Here is a 13,939-nt window from a genome sequence, read left to right as displayed (position 1 = left end):
GTTCCTTCTTCGGCTGCGGCAAGGGGCCGGTCCAAGGACTGCCCCGCACGTTCCGATGCGTCAAGCTGTCGCCGGCATTTCGCGTCCGCCGGTCAGCGGTTGAGCATCCGCCCACCCTTGGTCTCGATGGCGAAGCGAACGAGATCGGAGGTCCGCTCGACGCCGAGCTTCTCCTTGATCCGCGTCGATGTGTTGGCGATCGTCTTGTAGGCGACGCCCAGCCCCTCGGCGATCTCGGTCAGGCTCTTGCCCTCGCCCAGCATGTGCAGGATCTGCAATTCGCGCCGTGTCAGGTCGTCGGGGCCGGCGCCGCGGCCCGCATGGGTCGCCATCAGCGCCGCCGTCTCGCTGTCGACATAGGGCTCGTTCTTCAGCGCCATCTCGATCGCCTCGACCAGTTCGTCCGACGGCGCGCTCTTGGCGACGTAGCCGAGCGCGCCTTCGCGCCGCGCCGAGGCGGCATAGACGATGTCGGAATACATGGAGAACACGACGATCCGGGCCTTGGGATCGTCGGCGCGCAGCCGGCGCAGGACGTCGAGACCGCTGCCGTTCTTCAGATTGATGTCGAGGACGACGACGTCGGGCCGCAGGCGGCGGAACTCCGCCAGCGCCTCGGACGGGGTCTCGGCCTCGCCGATCTCGCTGACCTCCAGCGTTTCCACGAGGCGCCGGACGCCGTCCCGCACCACCGTATGATCGTCGACGATCAGTATCTTCATGACGTCTCCTGCCTGTCGTCGCCGTCGATATGGGGGCCGGTTCCGCCCGGCAGCGGCACCCAGCCTTCGAGCCGGACGCCCGGCGGCAGGGGCACCTGCGCGATGTCGAGACGCCCGCCGACCGCCTCGACCCGCTCGCGCATGCCGATCAGCCCGAAGCCGCCGGCCGTGCCCGTCGCGGGCAGGCCGCCGCCATCGTCCACGACGGAAAATTCCAGTCGTCGTGCGCGGGTCTCGAGCCGGATGGCAATGCGGCTCGGATGGCCATGGCGAAGCGCATTGTGGACCGCTTCGCGCACTGCGCGCAGCACCAGGACCTCCAAAGTGCCACCCCAGTCGCCGTCTTCCAGCGCCGCGGTGATGGCGATGTCGGGATGGCGGCGGGACAGGTCGGCGACGATATCCTCGATCGACGCCTTGAGGCCGAGGCCAGGCATCAGGCCGGGGCGCAGATCTGTGAGGATGCGGCGCACTTCCTGGCGGGCGCGATGAGCGGCCGACTTGATGTCCTCGGCGCGCGACGCGATCGTCTCGCCGCCCGCAAGCTTGGCCGACGCCCGGCGGATCGCCGAGGCATCGACGTCGATGACGAAGAGCAGCGGACCGATCTCGTCATGCAGATCGCGCGCGAGTTCGGCGCGCTCCTCGTCCTGCAGAAGCAGCAATTGCTCGGAGAGCCGGCGGTTGCGCGCCGAAATCTCGTCGAGCCGCCTGGCCATGTCGTTGCAGCCGGCGGCCAGGGCCCGCATCTCCGGCGGGTCGGCGGGAGCGAGGGCGATATCGTAGTCGCCGCCGCCGATCCGGGCGAAGGCCGCCTGGATGTCGGCGAGGGGACGCAGGGCCCGGTCGGCGACGATCCAGATCGCGGCGAAGGCGATGAGGAGAAACGCGATCAGGATGGCGAGGCTGGTGGCAAGGTCCATCCAGCTGCTGGCCAGTTCGTTGCGCGGGTCGATGGAGACGACCGCCGCCGTCATCGGCAGCGCGCTGCCCGACAGCGGCATGATGATGGTCGAGGGCGGCGGCGCCAGAAAATCGACGAACCATTCGGGAAGGCCGCCATAGGCCTCGGCGGGCTGCGAGGCGGCGCGCACGGCACCGGTGGCATCGATCAGCATCATCTGGACATGGCGATCGCCGTTGAAGGCGCGCACGAAGCTGGCCAGCTCGCCCTGCGTGTCGCGGGAGGCGGGCAGTTCCGCGATCAGCTGGGCGACCCGGTTGGAGGCGACGGTGCGCGCCGCGGTCAGCTCGGCTTCGATGTTGGACGAGGCCTGCCGAAAGCCCAGAAGGCCGCCGATCACCAGGATGGCGAGGAAGGCGGCGGTGAGCGTGGCGGCAAGGCGGGCTTTCAGGGACAAGGCGGCCGATCGTTGCGGTGACGGGAAGGCGGGCCCCGGCGGCTGTGCCGCCCGCGGCCCGGATCGCGTTCATTCAGACGCGCTGGCGTGGTCGCCCGTCAAGGGCGGCCGCGCCGATGATCCGTCGCGCTAGCCGCCGAAATCGCAGGCCGTCTCCGGCTCGTCGATGCCCAGCGTGTCGAGTTCGGAGACCTGATGCAGGAAGCCCTCCTGCGGTGACGACGAGACAACCGACGCCTCGGTGCCGAGCAGCACCGGCTGGCGCAGCTGCCAGTCCCAGTCGCGGAAGGTCAGGCGCTGGCCCTTGAAGGCGGCGACGGTGAAGTCGGGGCTCTTGATGTAGGCGTCGATCGTCGCCGGATCGACCGACTGGGTGCGCGAGGCGGCTTCGCCGATGACCCGCACCGCGGTCCAGGCCTGCATGTCCTTGGATTCCATCCGCCGGCCGGCGGCGTCCACGAAGCGGTTCTGGATCTGCGCGCCGCCCCATTGCTCGGCGGCCGGATGCCAGGAGCCGGGTGTCAGGCCCGCCGTGCCGGCGACGGGACGGGGAATCCAGTTGCGCCAGGGCACATAGCTGCCGAACACCTCGCTTTCGTCGGCGACCAGCAGCACGTCGTGATCGGGAAGATCCTGCAGGAAGACCGGGATCTGGCGCTGCACCAGCGCCTGGCCGGAATCGGTCGCCCGGGCACCGCCCTTGTCCTCGAACAGCTTCTCGGCGACGATCTTGCCGCCGAACTTGGTGGCCGAACGTTTCAGCGCGTCGGCGAATTTCTGGTCGTCGGGATGTTCGCCGGCCACCAGCGCCCATTCGCGCCACTGCTTCCACATCAGATATTGCGCCAGACCGTCGGTCAGCATGGCTCGCGAGGGGGCGGTGTGCAGCATGTTGGCGCGGCAGTCCGCGCCGCGCAGGCTGTCGTCCGTGGCGCCGGCGTTCAAGACCAGCGCATCGGCCGTGGCCGCCAGTTCGGCCACTGCCAGCGTGTCGGGACCGGACAGGTCGGTGACGATGTAGTGGATGCCGGCCTCCAGCATGGTCCGGGTCGCCGCGGCCACGTCCTCGCCCGGCTTCAGCGTCACCACGTCCATGGTGAAGTTCTGGCCCATGAAGGAGCCGGTCGTGTTGTTGTCGGCGATCCCCACCTCGGCGCCGGCGACGCCGATATCCTCCGGCGGAATGTTGAGCACCGAGAGGGCGAGGGTCGGCTCCCAGGTCCTGAGATAGCCGAGCTTGACGGTCTGGGCGGCTTCGGTTGCCGGGGGAGCCGCCTGGGTTGCCGGCTCGGCAGCCGGCTCCTGCGCCTGTCCCGCGCCGGCCATCACCAGCATCAGGGCCGCGGCCCCCGTCAGCGCGCGTGCCATCGCCGTCTTCGACATGATCTGCCTCCCATTCCCCCGGCGGGCTCCCACCCGCCTCCCGCGCACCCCCGCGAAAATCGTTTGCTCCACGGGCTCAGGGCGTTAGTTCTAGCGCCAGCGCGGTGGGCATCGCGTTCCACGGAGAAGCGAGAGTGTTCGTCCTACCATTGTTTCCCCAAGGCCGCGCGCCAAGGCAAGGCAGAGTTTTTCCCGTTGTCGCCGTCCTTCTGGCGCTGGCGCTGGCGCTGCCCGCCGCAGCCGCCGACAGGACCGTCGCCATCTTCGACTTCGAACTGATCGATTCCAGCCTCGAAGGCTCGATGATGGGCAAGAACGCCGACGAGCAGGCCCGGCTGGACCGCCTGGCACCGGACCTGCGCGAGGCGGTCGCGGCACTGCCCGGCTACAGCGTCGTCGACATCGCGCCGGTACGCGAACGGGCGGAGAAGCAGTATTTGCAGAGTTGCGGGAATTGCAGCCAGACCTTCGCCCGCGAGATCGGCGCCGACATCGCCGTCACCGGCACCGTGCAGAAGGTCTCCAACCTGATCCTCAACATCAACGCCTATGCCTTCGATGCCGAGACCGGCGAGGCGATTGCCCGCGGCAGCGCCGACATCCGCTCCAACACCGACCAGAGCTGGCAGCGCGGCATCGATTACCTCTGGGAGAACGTCCTGGAGACGCAGTTCGAGGCCGCGCGTTGATCAAGCTTCTGGCGAGCGTCACCGGGCCGCACGAAGCCGGGATCGTCCTTGAGGGCGGCGCCGATCTTGTCGATCTGAAGGATCCGGCAAAGGGTGCGCTCGGCGCTGTCTCCCCGCAGGTCCTTGCCGAGACCATGGACATGGTCGGCGGCCGCAGGCCGGTGTCGGCCGTCGCCGGCGACCTGCCCGTGCTGCCGGACGTGGTGCGCGAGGCGGTCGAAGCGCGTGTCGCTGCCGACTTCGTCAAGATCGGGCTGTTTCCGGCCAGTCGCGACGCGCGCCTCGCGGTGATCGAGGCGCTGCGGCCGCTGGCGAACCGCACCGGGCTCATCGCGGTGTTCTTCGCCGATGGCGACCCGGATTTCAGCCTGCTGCCGGTGCTGGCGGAGGCTGGCTTCAGGGGTGCGATGATCGACACGATCGGCAAGTCGAGCGGCCGCCTGATGGCGCATCTGTCGATGACCGCGCTGGGCGACTTCGTGCGACATGCGCGCGACCTTGGCCTGATGAGCGGACTGGCCGGATCGCTGGAGCCGCCGGACGTGCCGCGCCTTGCCGTCCTGCGGCCGGACTATCTCGGCTTTCGCGGCGCGCTGACGACGGGCGCCCGCGACGCGCCGGTGGATATTGCCGCCGTGCGCACGATCCGCGCGCTGTTGCCGGCAAGCGAGGCAAGCGATCATGGCGTCGAGCCCGTCGCCGGGCGCGGCGATCGCATCCTGGTGCGCGATTTCACCGTGCCGATGGAGATCGGCGCCTATGACCATGAGCGCGGCCGGACCCAGAAGGTGCGCTTCTCGGTCGAGGCCGAGATCGCCCCGATCGGCGCCGATGCGCGCTCGATGGCCGACATCTATTCCTACGATCTGATCCTCGACGCCATCCGGGCGCTCGCCGCCCGCGGCCACACCGATCTGGTCGAGACGCTGGCGGTGGAACTGGCCGAAACGGTGCTGGCCGACGCCCGCATCCGCGAGGTGACGGTTCGGGTCGAAAAGCTCGAACTTGGGCCCGAGGCCGTCGGCATCGAACTGACGCGCCGCCGCGCCGGCGGACGCTGAACCGGGGCCGATCCAAGAATCTCGCGGGGCGGGTGGCATGGCTGGGCTGGCCGTGACACGGTGGCCACGTGAATGGCAGAGCGTTGCAAGGGGCAGCTTCGTGGACAACATCCTGGTCGTGAAGTTCGGAGGCAGCTATGCGACCACGCCCGATCTTTTGCGCTGGCTGAAGGCGATCGAGGCGACCCGGATGCCGGTGGTGATCGTGCCGGGCGGCGGTCCCTTCGCCGAGGCGGTGCGGCGCTACCAGCCGCGGATCGGCTTCAACGACGCGACCGCCCACGAGATGGCGATTCTAGCCATGGAGCAGTTCGGCCTGGCGCTGGTCGGCCTCGGCAGCCGTCTGGTGCGGGCGAGCGACGATGCCGGCATCGCGGCGGCGCTGGAGCGCGGCGACATCCCGGTCTGGATGCCGCGGCAGATGGCGCTGGCGGCGCCGGAGATCGACCGGGATTGGTCCGTGACCTCCGACAGTCTCGCCGCCTGGCTCGCGGATCATATCCCCGGCGCGCGGCTCTTCCTGATCAAGCAGATCGACCTGCCGGACGATTCCACCCTGGCGGCCCTGGCCGGCGCCGAGATCGTCGACGAAGCATTTTCGCGGGTCCTGGGCGAGGCGACGGATTTGTATGTCGCCGGTCCCGCCGACCTGTCGACGGCCGGTATCAATCTTGGCGAGGGGACGATCCCCGGACGTCGGATCCTGCGCCAGCCGATGCCGGCGCCGGCCGCCTCGACCCCGGCCTGAGACGACGCCCATGTCACGATCCATGGCATCTGCGTCGCATGCATTGCTTCGGCGCTTCCCATCGCTCCCGCATTGGCCGACATAACCGGCCATGGCGAAGGAAACCCTGCTCTTTCTTACCGGTCATCTGGCGCGTCCGCGGCTCGAACGCGTGCTGACGGGGCTCGGCGAGACCGATTTCGACTGGGCGATTGCCGATATCGGCGTGAAGGTCGCGGCGCTGGCCACCGGCGACATCATCGAGCGTCGCCTTGCCCGGCCCGTCGCGGCCGACAGGGTGATCCTGCCGGGGCGCTGCCGCGCCGATCTCGATCGCCTGTCGGAGAGCTTCGGCGTGCCGTTCCAGCGCGGTCCGGACGAACTGGCCGACCTGCCGGCCTTTCTCGGCCGCAAGGGCACACCGCCGGATCTGTCGCGCCACGACATGAGGATCTTCGCCGAGATCGTCGATGCCTCGGCGCTGACCGTCGAGGACATCGTCGGGCGCGCCGAGGCGATGCGTGCGGCCGGGGCGGACGTGATCGATCTCGGCTGCCTGCCCGACACGCCCTTCGATCATCTGGAGGCGGCCGTTCGCGCGCTGAAGGCGGCCGGCCACCGGGTGAGCGTCGATTCCGCCAATCCCGACGAACTGGCCCGAGGCACGCGTGCCGGCGCCGACTTCCTGCTGAGCCTCACCGAAGAGACCCTCGACATTGCCCGCGAAGGCGAGGCGGTGCCGATCCTGGTGCCGGCGAGGCCCCACGATTTCGACTCGCTGGAACGCGCCGTCGCGCGCGCCCGCGAGATGGGCATCGTCTTCATCGCCGATCCGATCCTCGACCCGATCCATTTCGGCTTCGCCGCTTCGCTGGTCCGCTACCACCGGCTGCGCGAAGCCCATCCCGATGTCGAGATCCTGATGGGGACGGGCAATCTCACCGAGCTGACCGACGCCGATACCTCCGGCATCACCGCGACATTGCTCGGCATCTGTTCGGAACTGGCGATCCGCAACCTCCTGGTCGTGCATGTCAGCCCGCATACGCGGCGCACGGTCGAGGAGCACGATGCGGCGCGGCGCATGATGTTCGCCGCCCGCGCCGACGGCGCTCTGCCGCGCGGCTATTCCGGCGCGCTGCTGCAGGTCCACGACGTGAAGCCCCATGCCGCGACGCCTGAGGAACTGGCCGAGCAGGCGGCGACGATCCGCGACCGCAATTACCGCATCGAGACGGCGGTCGATGGCGTCCATCTCTATAATCGCGACACCCATGTCACTGCGACCGACGCCTTCGAGTTCTTCCCCGAACTGGAGGTCGCGGGCGACACGGGCCACGCCTTCTATCTGGGCGCGGAACTGCAGAAGGCCGAAATCGCCTGGCGGCTCGGCAAGCGCTATGCGCAGGACACGCCGCTCGACTTCGGCGTTGCCGCGCCGCGGCGCGAGGAAGACCGCACCCGGCTGGAGGAAGCCGGCCACACGCTGAAGGCGAAGAAGCAGACCCCGTCCGGCTGACGGGCCGATAGAGACAATCCGCGAGAGACCGACGATGCCCTATATCCGCGAGACGATCCTGACCACGGCCTCGGCCGACGGCGTGGTGCATATCGCGCCGCTCGGCATCATCCAAGACGGTGACGGCTGGGTGATCGCGCCGTTCCGGCCCTCGACGACCCTTGCCAATATCGAGGCGACGGGCGTCGCCATCGTCAACTACACCGACGAGGCGAAGATCTTCGCCGGCTGCCTGACCGGCCGGCGCGACTGGCCGCTGGCGCCGGTGGAGGGCTGCGCCGTGCCGCGGCTGGACGCCGCCCTCAGCCACGACGTGCTCGAAGTCGTCTCCGTGACCGGCGACGACATCCGTCCGCACTTCCACTGCCGCGTTGCCTCTTCGGGCCAGCACCGCCCGTTCCTTGGCATGAACCGCGCCAAGGCGGCGGTGCTGGAAGCCGCCATTCTCGTCAGCCGGCTCAAGATGTTGCCGACCGAGAAGATCGAGGACGAGATCGCCTATCTGAAGATCGCCATCGACAAGACGGCAGGCCCCGACGAGGAGCAGGCCTGGTACTGGCTTCTGGAGAAGGTCATCGCCCATCTGGCCGAGGTCGAGCCGACCGCCTGAGCCTTGCCCTTCGCGTCGTGGCTAAGTGCTCCGACTGAACAGACTGTCGCGGCGGCGAACCAATTCGCCTCTCGCGTCGTTCCCTTCTCGATTTCGAACCATTCCAACCTGCAGCGGCCGGGATCGCGCAGGCGGGGCGAAGCGAAGGGACCTTCACCTTGATCAATCTGACCATCAACGGAACCGAGCATCAGCTCGAGGCCGACGTGCGGACGTCGCTGCTCGACGCGCTGCGCGACCACCTTGCCATGACCGGCACCAAGAAGGGCTGTGACCACGGCCAGTGCGGCGCCTGCACCGTGCTCGTCAACGGCCGGCGGATCAATTCCTGCCTGACCCTCGCCATCATGCACGAGGGCGACGACGTCACCACCATCGAGGGCCTGGGCGAGCCCGGCAATCTCGACACCATGCAGGAGAGCTTCCTGCATCATGACGGCTACCAGTGCGGCTATTGCACGCCGGGCCAGATCATGTCGGCCACCGGCATGCTGGGCGAGGTCAGGGATGGTTGGCCGAGCCATGTCACCGACAAGCTCGATGGCCAGGTCGAGCTGACCGACGCCGAGATTTCCGAGCGCATGAGCGGCAACATCTGCCGCTGCTCGGCCTATCCGAACATCGTCGACGCGATCCGCACCGCCAGCACCAAGAACAACTCGGGAGGCCCGGCATGAAGCCGTTCGAATATTCCCGCGTTTCCGAGGTCGCCGAAGCCGGTCAGCTGGCCGGCCGTTTCATCGCCGGCGGCACCAATCTGCTCGACCTGATGAAGCTGGAAGTCGAGGCGCCGGACCGGCTCGTCGACATCACCCGGCTGCCGCTGAAGGACATCGAGGAGACCGAGGACGGCGGCCTGCGCATCGGCGCGCTGGTCACCAATGCCGATCTGGCCGCCGATCCGCGCATCCGCCGCGACTACGCCGTGCTGTCGCGGGCGCTGCTCGCCGGCGCCTCGGGCCAGCTCCGCAACAAGGCGTCCACCGGCGGCAATCTCCTGCAGCGCACCCGTTGCTATTATTTCTATGACACCACGGCGCCCTGCAACAAGCGCGAGCCGGGCTCCGGCTGCGGCGCCATCGGCGGCTTCAACCGCATCCACGCCATCCTCGGCGCCAGCGAGAAGTGCATCGCCACCCACCCCTCCGACATGGCGGTCGCCATGCGCGCCCTTGGCGCCATGGTCGAGACGGTGCTGCCGGACGGCTCGACCCGCGAGCTCGATTTCGACGGCCTCTACCGCCTGCCGGGCGACACGCCCGAGATCGAGACCAACCTGGAGCCCGGCGAGCTGATCACCGCGGTGCGCCTGCCCAGGCCCGCCGGCGGCGTGCATGTCTACCGCAAGGTCCGCGACCGTGCGTCCTACGCCTTCGCGCTCGTTTCGGTCGCGGCCGTGATCACCGTCGAGAACGGCACGATCTCGGCGGCGCGTCTCGCCTTCGGTGGGCTCGCCCACATGCCGTGGCGCGACGAGGCCGTCGAGGCTGCACTGATCGGCCAGGCGCCGTCGAAGGACCTCTTCGCCAAGGCCGCCGACATCCTTTTGAAGGATGCCAGGGGGCAGGGCGGCAATGACTTCAAGATCCCGCTGGCGCGCCGCACGCTGTCCGCCGTGCTGGCCGAGGCGACGAAGGGAGACGCATGATGAACACCCATGTCATGGACAAGGAGATCGGCGAAACGCGGCTCGACCGCGAGACGCAGGGCGTCATCGGCAAGCCCGTCGATCGCTACGAAGGCCCGCTGAAGGTCTCCGGCAAGGCGACCTACGCCTATGAATATCTCGCCGACGACAAGAACGTGGCCTACGGCTTCCTCGTCACCGCCAGCATCGGCAAGGGCAAGATCGTCAAGGTCGACGGCTCGAAGGCGCTCTCGGCGCCGGGCGTTCTCGCCGTGGTCGACGGCGACAAGATCCTGCGGGCCTCCTCGCAGCCAATGGCGCCGGCCGCCCAGACGATCGACGGCGAGGTCTTCCATTACGGCCAGCCGGTCGCGGTCGTCGTGGCCACGAGCTTCGAGGCGGCGCGTCATGGCGCCAAGCTGGTCCAGGTCGAGTACGCTCCGGCGAGCGGCGGTCGCTATTCTCTCGAGCAGGTCAAGGATCAGGGCCGCGCCTCGGACCAGGGCGTGATGCCGGCCGACACGGAGCGCGGCGATTTCGAGACGGCGTTTGCCAAGGCCGAAATCCAGTTCGACCAGACCTACACGACGCCTAGCCACCATTCCTCCGCCATGGAGCCCCATGCGAGCGTGGCGAAGTGGGACGGCGACAAGCTGACCGTCTGGTCGTCCTGCCAGCTGCTGGAAACCAACGTCCAGCAGATCGCCAACGGCGTCGGCGTGCCGGTCGAGAATGTCCGACTGCTCAGCCCCTATATCGGTGGAGGTTTCGGCTCCAAGCTCGGCATCGGCCCGGATGCGGTGCTGTCGGCGCTCGCCGCCCGCGCGGCCGGACGTCCGGTCAAGCTGGCGCTCAGCCGGCCGCACGTCTTCCAGACGACGTCGCGGCGGTCCGAGACGATCCAGCGCATTCGCATCGGCACGACCAGGGACGGCCACATCACCGCCTTCGCCCACGAGACCTTTGCTGCCAATTCGCCCGGCAACGGCTTCTTCGAGCCGGCCGGCGTATCCAGCGTGTTCCTCTACGCCGGCAAGGACCGGAAGGTCACCCACCGGCTGTCCGAGACCGACGTCCTGATGACCTCGGCCGTGCGCGCGCCGGGCGAGGCCGTCGGCATGTTGGCGCTGGAAAACGCCATGGACGAGATGGCCGAGAAGCTCGGTCTTGATCCGGTGGAGTTCCGCAAGCTGAACGAGCCGGAGGTCGCCCCGCAGGATGATTTGCCCTTCTCCTCGCGCAAGCTGGTGGAATGCTACGAGGAAGGCGCCCACCGCTTTGGCTGGGACAAGCGTCCGGCCAAGCCGGGCAGCGTCTGCGAGGGCGAATGGCTGATCGGCTACGGCATGGCCTCGGCCTCGCGCGCCAACTCGCTGATGAAGTCCTCGGCCGAGGTGGAGATGACGCCGGACGGCCGGGCGGTCGTGCGCACCGCCATGACCGATATCGGCACCGGCACCTACACGATCCTGCAGCAGATCGCCGGCGAGATGCTGGGCCTGCCGCTGGACCGCATCGATGTCGAGCTGGGTGATACCTCGCTGCCGTCATCGTCCGGTTCGGGCGGCTCCTGGGGCGCCAACAGCGCCGGCTCGTCGGTCTATGTCGCCTGCGAGGCGCTGATCGGGGAGATCGCCCAGCGTCTCGGCGTCGAGCCCGACGGGCTGACCCTGAAGGACGGCCACGCCATTGCCAACAACCGGCAGGTGCCGTTCACCGAGATCCTCGACGGCAAGAGCCTGATGAAGCTCGGCACCATCAAGCCGGGCGAGACGTCGCAGAACTACAATCAGGCGAGCTACGGGGCGCATTTCTGCGAGGTCGCGGTCAATGCTGTGACCGGCGAAACGCGGGTGCGGCGCCTGCTGACCGTGGCCGCGGCGGGCCGGATTCTCAACGAGAAGACGGCGACGTCGCAGTGCTATGGCGGCCAGATCTGGGGTATCGGCTCGGCCCTGACCGAGGAGCTTGTCACCGACGAGCGAACCGGCCTTCTGGTGAACCACGACCTCGCCGAATACCACGTGCCGGTGAATGCCGACGTGCCGCAGCTCGATGTCGTGCTGCTGCCCGAGCGCGATCCCCATGCCAGCCCGCTGGCCGGCAAGGGCATCGGTGAACTGGCGCTGGCCGGCGTCGGCGCGGCAGTGACCAACGCCATCTACAATGCCTGCGGCGCCCGCGTCCGCGACTATCCAATGACGCTGGACAAGGTGCTCGCCGGTATGTCGCCGGAGATCGACGCGGCCGCATAGGCCGCGCGAAGGCGGAATAGAGAAAGACAGGGGTCGGCGTCGCGCCGGCCCCTTTTTCGTGTGGGGCGCTACGCCTGCTTGGCCGCCAGCAGTGCCAGTGCCGCGGCAGGTGCGGCGCGGCAGACCGCGTCGCGCATTTCGCCGGGGCAGTCGAACAGGTCGGAGAAGTCGACGACGCCCCGGTCGAGCCGCGCGGCGAGGCGGCGCAGCACCGGCCGGCCGGCGCCTGCGACGACCACGGGCGCGTCGTCCGAAACGTCCTCGCGCGACAGCACCTGCAAGGCCGCGTCGTGGACATGGCGGACCTGCGCTTCGGCAAATGCATGGGCCAGCCATTCCCAGGCGCCGTCGCCAGCATCGGCGGCATCCATGCCGACCATCCGCGCCAGGCGCCGGCGCGAGGCTTCCAGCGTCTTCTCGTGACCATCGGCGGCCGGGTGCAGGTCATCGGCCTCGTCGAGCGTGCCGACGATGCGCTGGACGTCGGCCATGGTCGCGAAGAACTCGTTCATCACCGGGATCGAGCGCCCGGCGAAGGGAACGCGGTTCTCCACCGCCATCAACGCCGTGCGGGTGTAGCCCTGATAGACCAGTTCGCCCTCCACCAGCCGCTGCCGGTCGGTGAAGCCGCGTGCCTTGGCCGTGCCGCCGGCGAGCGGTACGATGTCGGTCGTCGTCGAACCCATATCGAGGAACAGGGCTTCCTCGATGGCGGTCGCGGCCAGCGCCGCGCTCGCATGCCAGTTCGCCGAAGCGATGGCGTCGGCATGGCCGCGGGCGTCACCGGCAGCGAGAAAGCCGGACGCGCCGGCATAGATCAGGACGTCGCCGCTCAGTCGCTCGGCAAAGATCCGCGTCAGCTGCGCGACGCCGTCGCGGCGCGATTCGAAGACGTCCGACAATTCGCCGGTCATCGTCACGGCGTGCCGGTCCACCTCCGGCATACCCTCCAGTATGGTCGTCAGCGCGAGATCCAGGTGCTCCAGCCCCTGCCAGATCGGGCTCGGCTCCTGCCAGACCTTGAGGACATGCTCTCCCTCCGCCAGTACCGCCTTCAGATGCGCGCCACCGACGTCCCAACCCAGCGTTCTCGTCATGCCATGTCCGCTCGTTTCTGATACGGGGCATCCTATACCACCGAACAGCGCGGCGGCGCGAGCCGAGGGCCCCATGCAGATCATCCCGGTACTCGACATCAAGGACGGCCGCGTCGTGCGCGGCGTCATGGGGGATCGCGCCAACTACCGGCCGATCGAGACGCCGCTTGCGGAAGGCGCCGATCCGGTGGCCGTGGCGCGGGGACTGATGGCGCTGGCGCCGTTCCGCAGCCTCTACATCGCCGATCTCGACGCCATCGAGGGGCGGCCAGCCAACGACGCGACCATCGCGCGGCTGGGGACGGCGTTTCCGACGACGGAGATCTGGATCGACGGCGGCGTCCACACCACCGAAGATGCGCAGCGCGTTCTGGCCCAGCCTCGACACGTGGCGGTGGTCGGCACCGAATCGATCGAGGGCACCGGCGTTGCCCGCGACCTTGCTGGCGAGCCCCGGGCGGTGCTGTCGCTGGACTTTCGCGGCGACGACTTTCTCGGTCCGGTGGAGCTTCTGACGGAGGCTTCGCTCTGGCCGCGGCGCCTGATCGTCATGACCTTGGCGCGGGTGGGCAGCGGCGCTGGTCCGGATCTGGAGCGGCTGGCGAGCGTGGCGGCGCGGGCCGGGGATCGGGCGATCTTTGCGGCCGGCGGCGTGCGCGGCGCGGACGATGTCACCGCACTGGCAGAGGCAGGGATCACAGGTGCGCTGGTGTCGACGGCCCTGCATGACGGCCGGCTGGCCCCGGCGGATCTGCAGCGCTTCCTTTGATCTCGGCAACGCTGCGGCCGGCGCGTCTTCGCTTGGTCGAACGCGCAAGAAAAAAGGGGCCGCAAGGGCCCCTTTTCCGTCTGTCGTCCTCGTTCCCGCGGGAACAGGTTTCCTATTGG

General features: G+C 68.7%; 13 protein-coding genes. 9 read left to right on the top strand and 4 right to left on the bottom strand.

All coding sequences use genetic code 11. The features are described 5' to 3' along the window. Nucleotides 1-92: 92 nt before the first annotated feature. The 3 genes from SI859A1_RS16755 to SI859A1_RS16745 form a co-directional block, all read right to left on the bottom strand. Nucleotides 93-722, bottom strand: coding sequence for a response regulator transcription factor (locus tag SI859A1_RS16755; protein ID WP_009210883.1), 630 nt, complete (start codon nucleotides 720-722; stop codon nucleotides 93-95). Beyond that, on the bottom strand, nucleotides 719-2,083 hold the full coding sequence (locus tag SI859A1_RS16750; RefSeq protein WP_009210882.1) for a sensor histidine kinase: 1,365 nt from the start codon (nucleotides 2,081-2,083) through the stop codon (nucleotides 719-721). The genes SI859A1_RS16755 and SI859A1_RS16750 overlap by 4 nt, the downstream gene beginning before the upstream one ends. 129 nt (nucleotides 2,084-2,212) lie before the next feature. Then, on the bottom strand, nucleotides 2,213-3,466 hold the full coding sequence (locus SI859A1_RS16745) for a lanthanide ABC transporter ABC transporter substrate-binding protein PedA1 (RefSeq protein ID WP_148233879.1): 1,254 nt from the start codon (nucleotides 3,464-3,466) through the stop codon (nucleotides 2,213-2,215). 134 nt (nucleotides 3,467-3,600) lie between these two features. Here SI859A1_RS16745 and SI859A1_RS16740 point away from each other — a divergent pair, with 134 nt between their 5' ends. From SI859A1_RS16740 to SI859A1_RS16705, 8 genes are all read left to right on the top strand, one after another. Continuing rightward, complete coding sequence (locus tag SI859A1_RS16740) at nucleotides 3,601-4,155, top strand: DUF3280 domain-containing protein (RefSeq protein WP_244401050.1); 555 nt, start codon at nucleotides 3,601-3,603, stop codon at nucleotides 4,153-4,155. Then, nucleotides 4,152-5,216 (top strand): (5-formylfuran-3-yl)methyl phosphate synthase, encoded by a 1,065-nt coding sequence (locus SI859A1_RS16735; protein WP_009210879.1) that lies wholly within the window; start codon nucleotides 4,152-4,154, stop codon nucleotides 5,214-5,216. Before SI859A1_RS16740 ends, SI859A1_RS16735 begins: the two co-directional genes overlap by 4 nt. Nucleotides 5,217-5,316: 100 nt before the next feature. After that, nucleotides 5,317-5,964 (top strand): amino acid kinase family protein, encoded by a 648-nt coding sequence (locus SI859A1_RS16730; RefSeq protein WP_040325942.1) that lies wholly within the window; start codon nucleotides 5,317-5,319, stop codon nucleotides 5,962-5,964. Between the two features lie 91 nt (nucleotides 5,965-6,055). Then, on the top strand, nucleotides 6,056-7,462 hold the full coding sequence (locus SI859A1_RS16725; RefSeq protein WP_009210877.1) for a DUF6513 domain-containing protein: 1,407 nt from the start codon (nucleotides 6,056-6,058) through the stop codon (nucleotides 7,460-7,462). 34 nt (nucleotides 7,463-7,496) lie between these two features. Then, nucleotides 7,497-8,072, top strand: coding sequence for a DUF447 domain-containing protein (locus tag SI859A1_RS16720; RefSeq protein ID WP_009210876.1), 576 nt, complete (start codon nucleotides 7,497-7,499; stop codon nucleotides 8,070-8,072). A 122-nt stretch (nucleotides 8,073-8,194) separates the two neighbouring features. Further along, nucleotides 8,195-8,749 carry a 2Fe-2S iron-sulfur cluster-binding protein gene (locus tag SI859A1_RS16715; protein ID WP_420804771.1) on the top strand — a complete coding sequence of 185 codons (555 nt, stop codon included), beginning with the start codon at nucleotides 8,195-8,197 and terminating at the stop codon, nucleotides 8,747-8,749. After that, nucleotides 8,746-9,720 (top strand): FAD binding domain-containing protein, encoded by a 975-nt coding sequence (locus tag SI859A1_RS16710; RefSeq protein ID WP_009210874.1) that lies wholly within the window; start codon nucleotides 8,746-8,748, stop codon nucleotides 9,718-9,720. Before SI859A1_RS16715 ends, SI859A1_RS16710 begins: the two co-directional genes overlap by 4 nt. Further along, nucleotides 9,717-11,954, top strand: coding sequence for a xanthine dehydrogenase family protein molybdopterin-binding subunit (locus tag SI859A1_RS16705; RefSeq protein ID WP_009210873.1), 2,238 nt, complete (start codon nucleotides 9,717-9,719; stop codon nucleotides 11,952-11,954). The genes SI859A1_RS16710 and SI859A1_RS16705 overlap by 4 nt, the downstream gene beginning before the upstream one ends. Before the next feature lie 68 nt (nucleotides 11,955-12,022). On the opposite strand, the gene SI859A1_RS16700 is transcribed toward SI859A1_RS16705, so the two are convergent. After that, nucleotides 12,023-13,051: a hydantoinase/oxoprolinase family protein gene (locus SI859A1_RS16700; RefSeq protein WP_040325940.1), complete on the bottom strand. Its 1,029-nt coding sequence runs from the start codon at nucleotides 13,049-13,051 to the stop codon at nucleotides 12,023-12,025. 73 nt (nucleotides 13,052-13,124) lie between these two features. Here SI859A1_RS16700 and SI859A1_RS16695 point away from each other — a divergent pair, with 73 nt between their 5' ends. After that, nucleotides 13,125-13,820: a HisA/HisF-related TIM barrel protein gene (locus SI859A1_RS16695; RefSeq protein ID WP_009210871.1), complete on the top strand. Its 696-nt coding sequence runs from the start codon at nucleotides 13,125-13,127 to the stop codon at nucleotides 13,818-13,820. Nucleotides 13,821-13,939: the final 119 nt, after the last annotated feature.

Origin of the sequence: Aurantimonas manganoxydans SI85-9A1 (assembly GCF_000153465.1) — a bacterium.
GTDB classification, from domain to species: domain Bacteria; phylum Pseudomonadota; class Alphaproteobacteria; order Rhizobiales; family Rhizobiaceae; genus Aurantimonas; species Aurantimonas manganoxydans.
The sequence above is the reverse complement of the archived record's forward strand: the minus strand, read 5'-3'. Positions and strand labels throughout refer to the sequence as shown.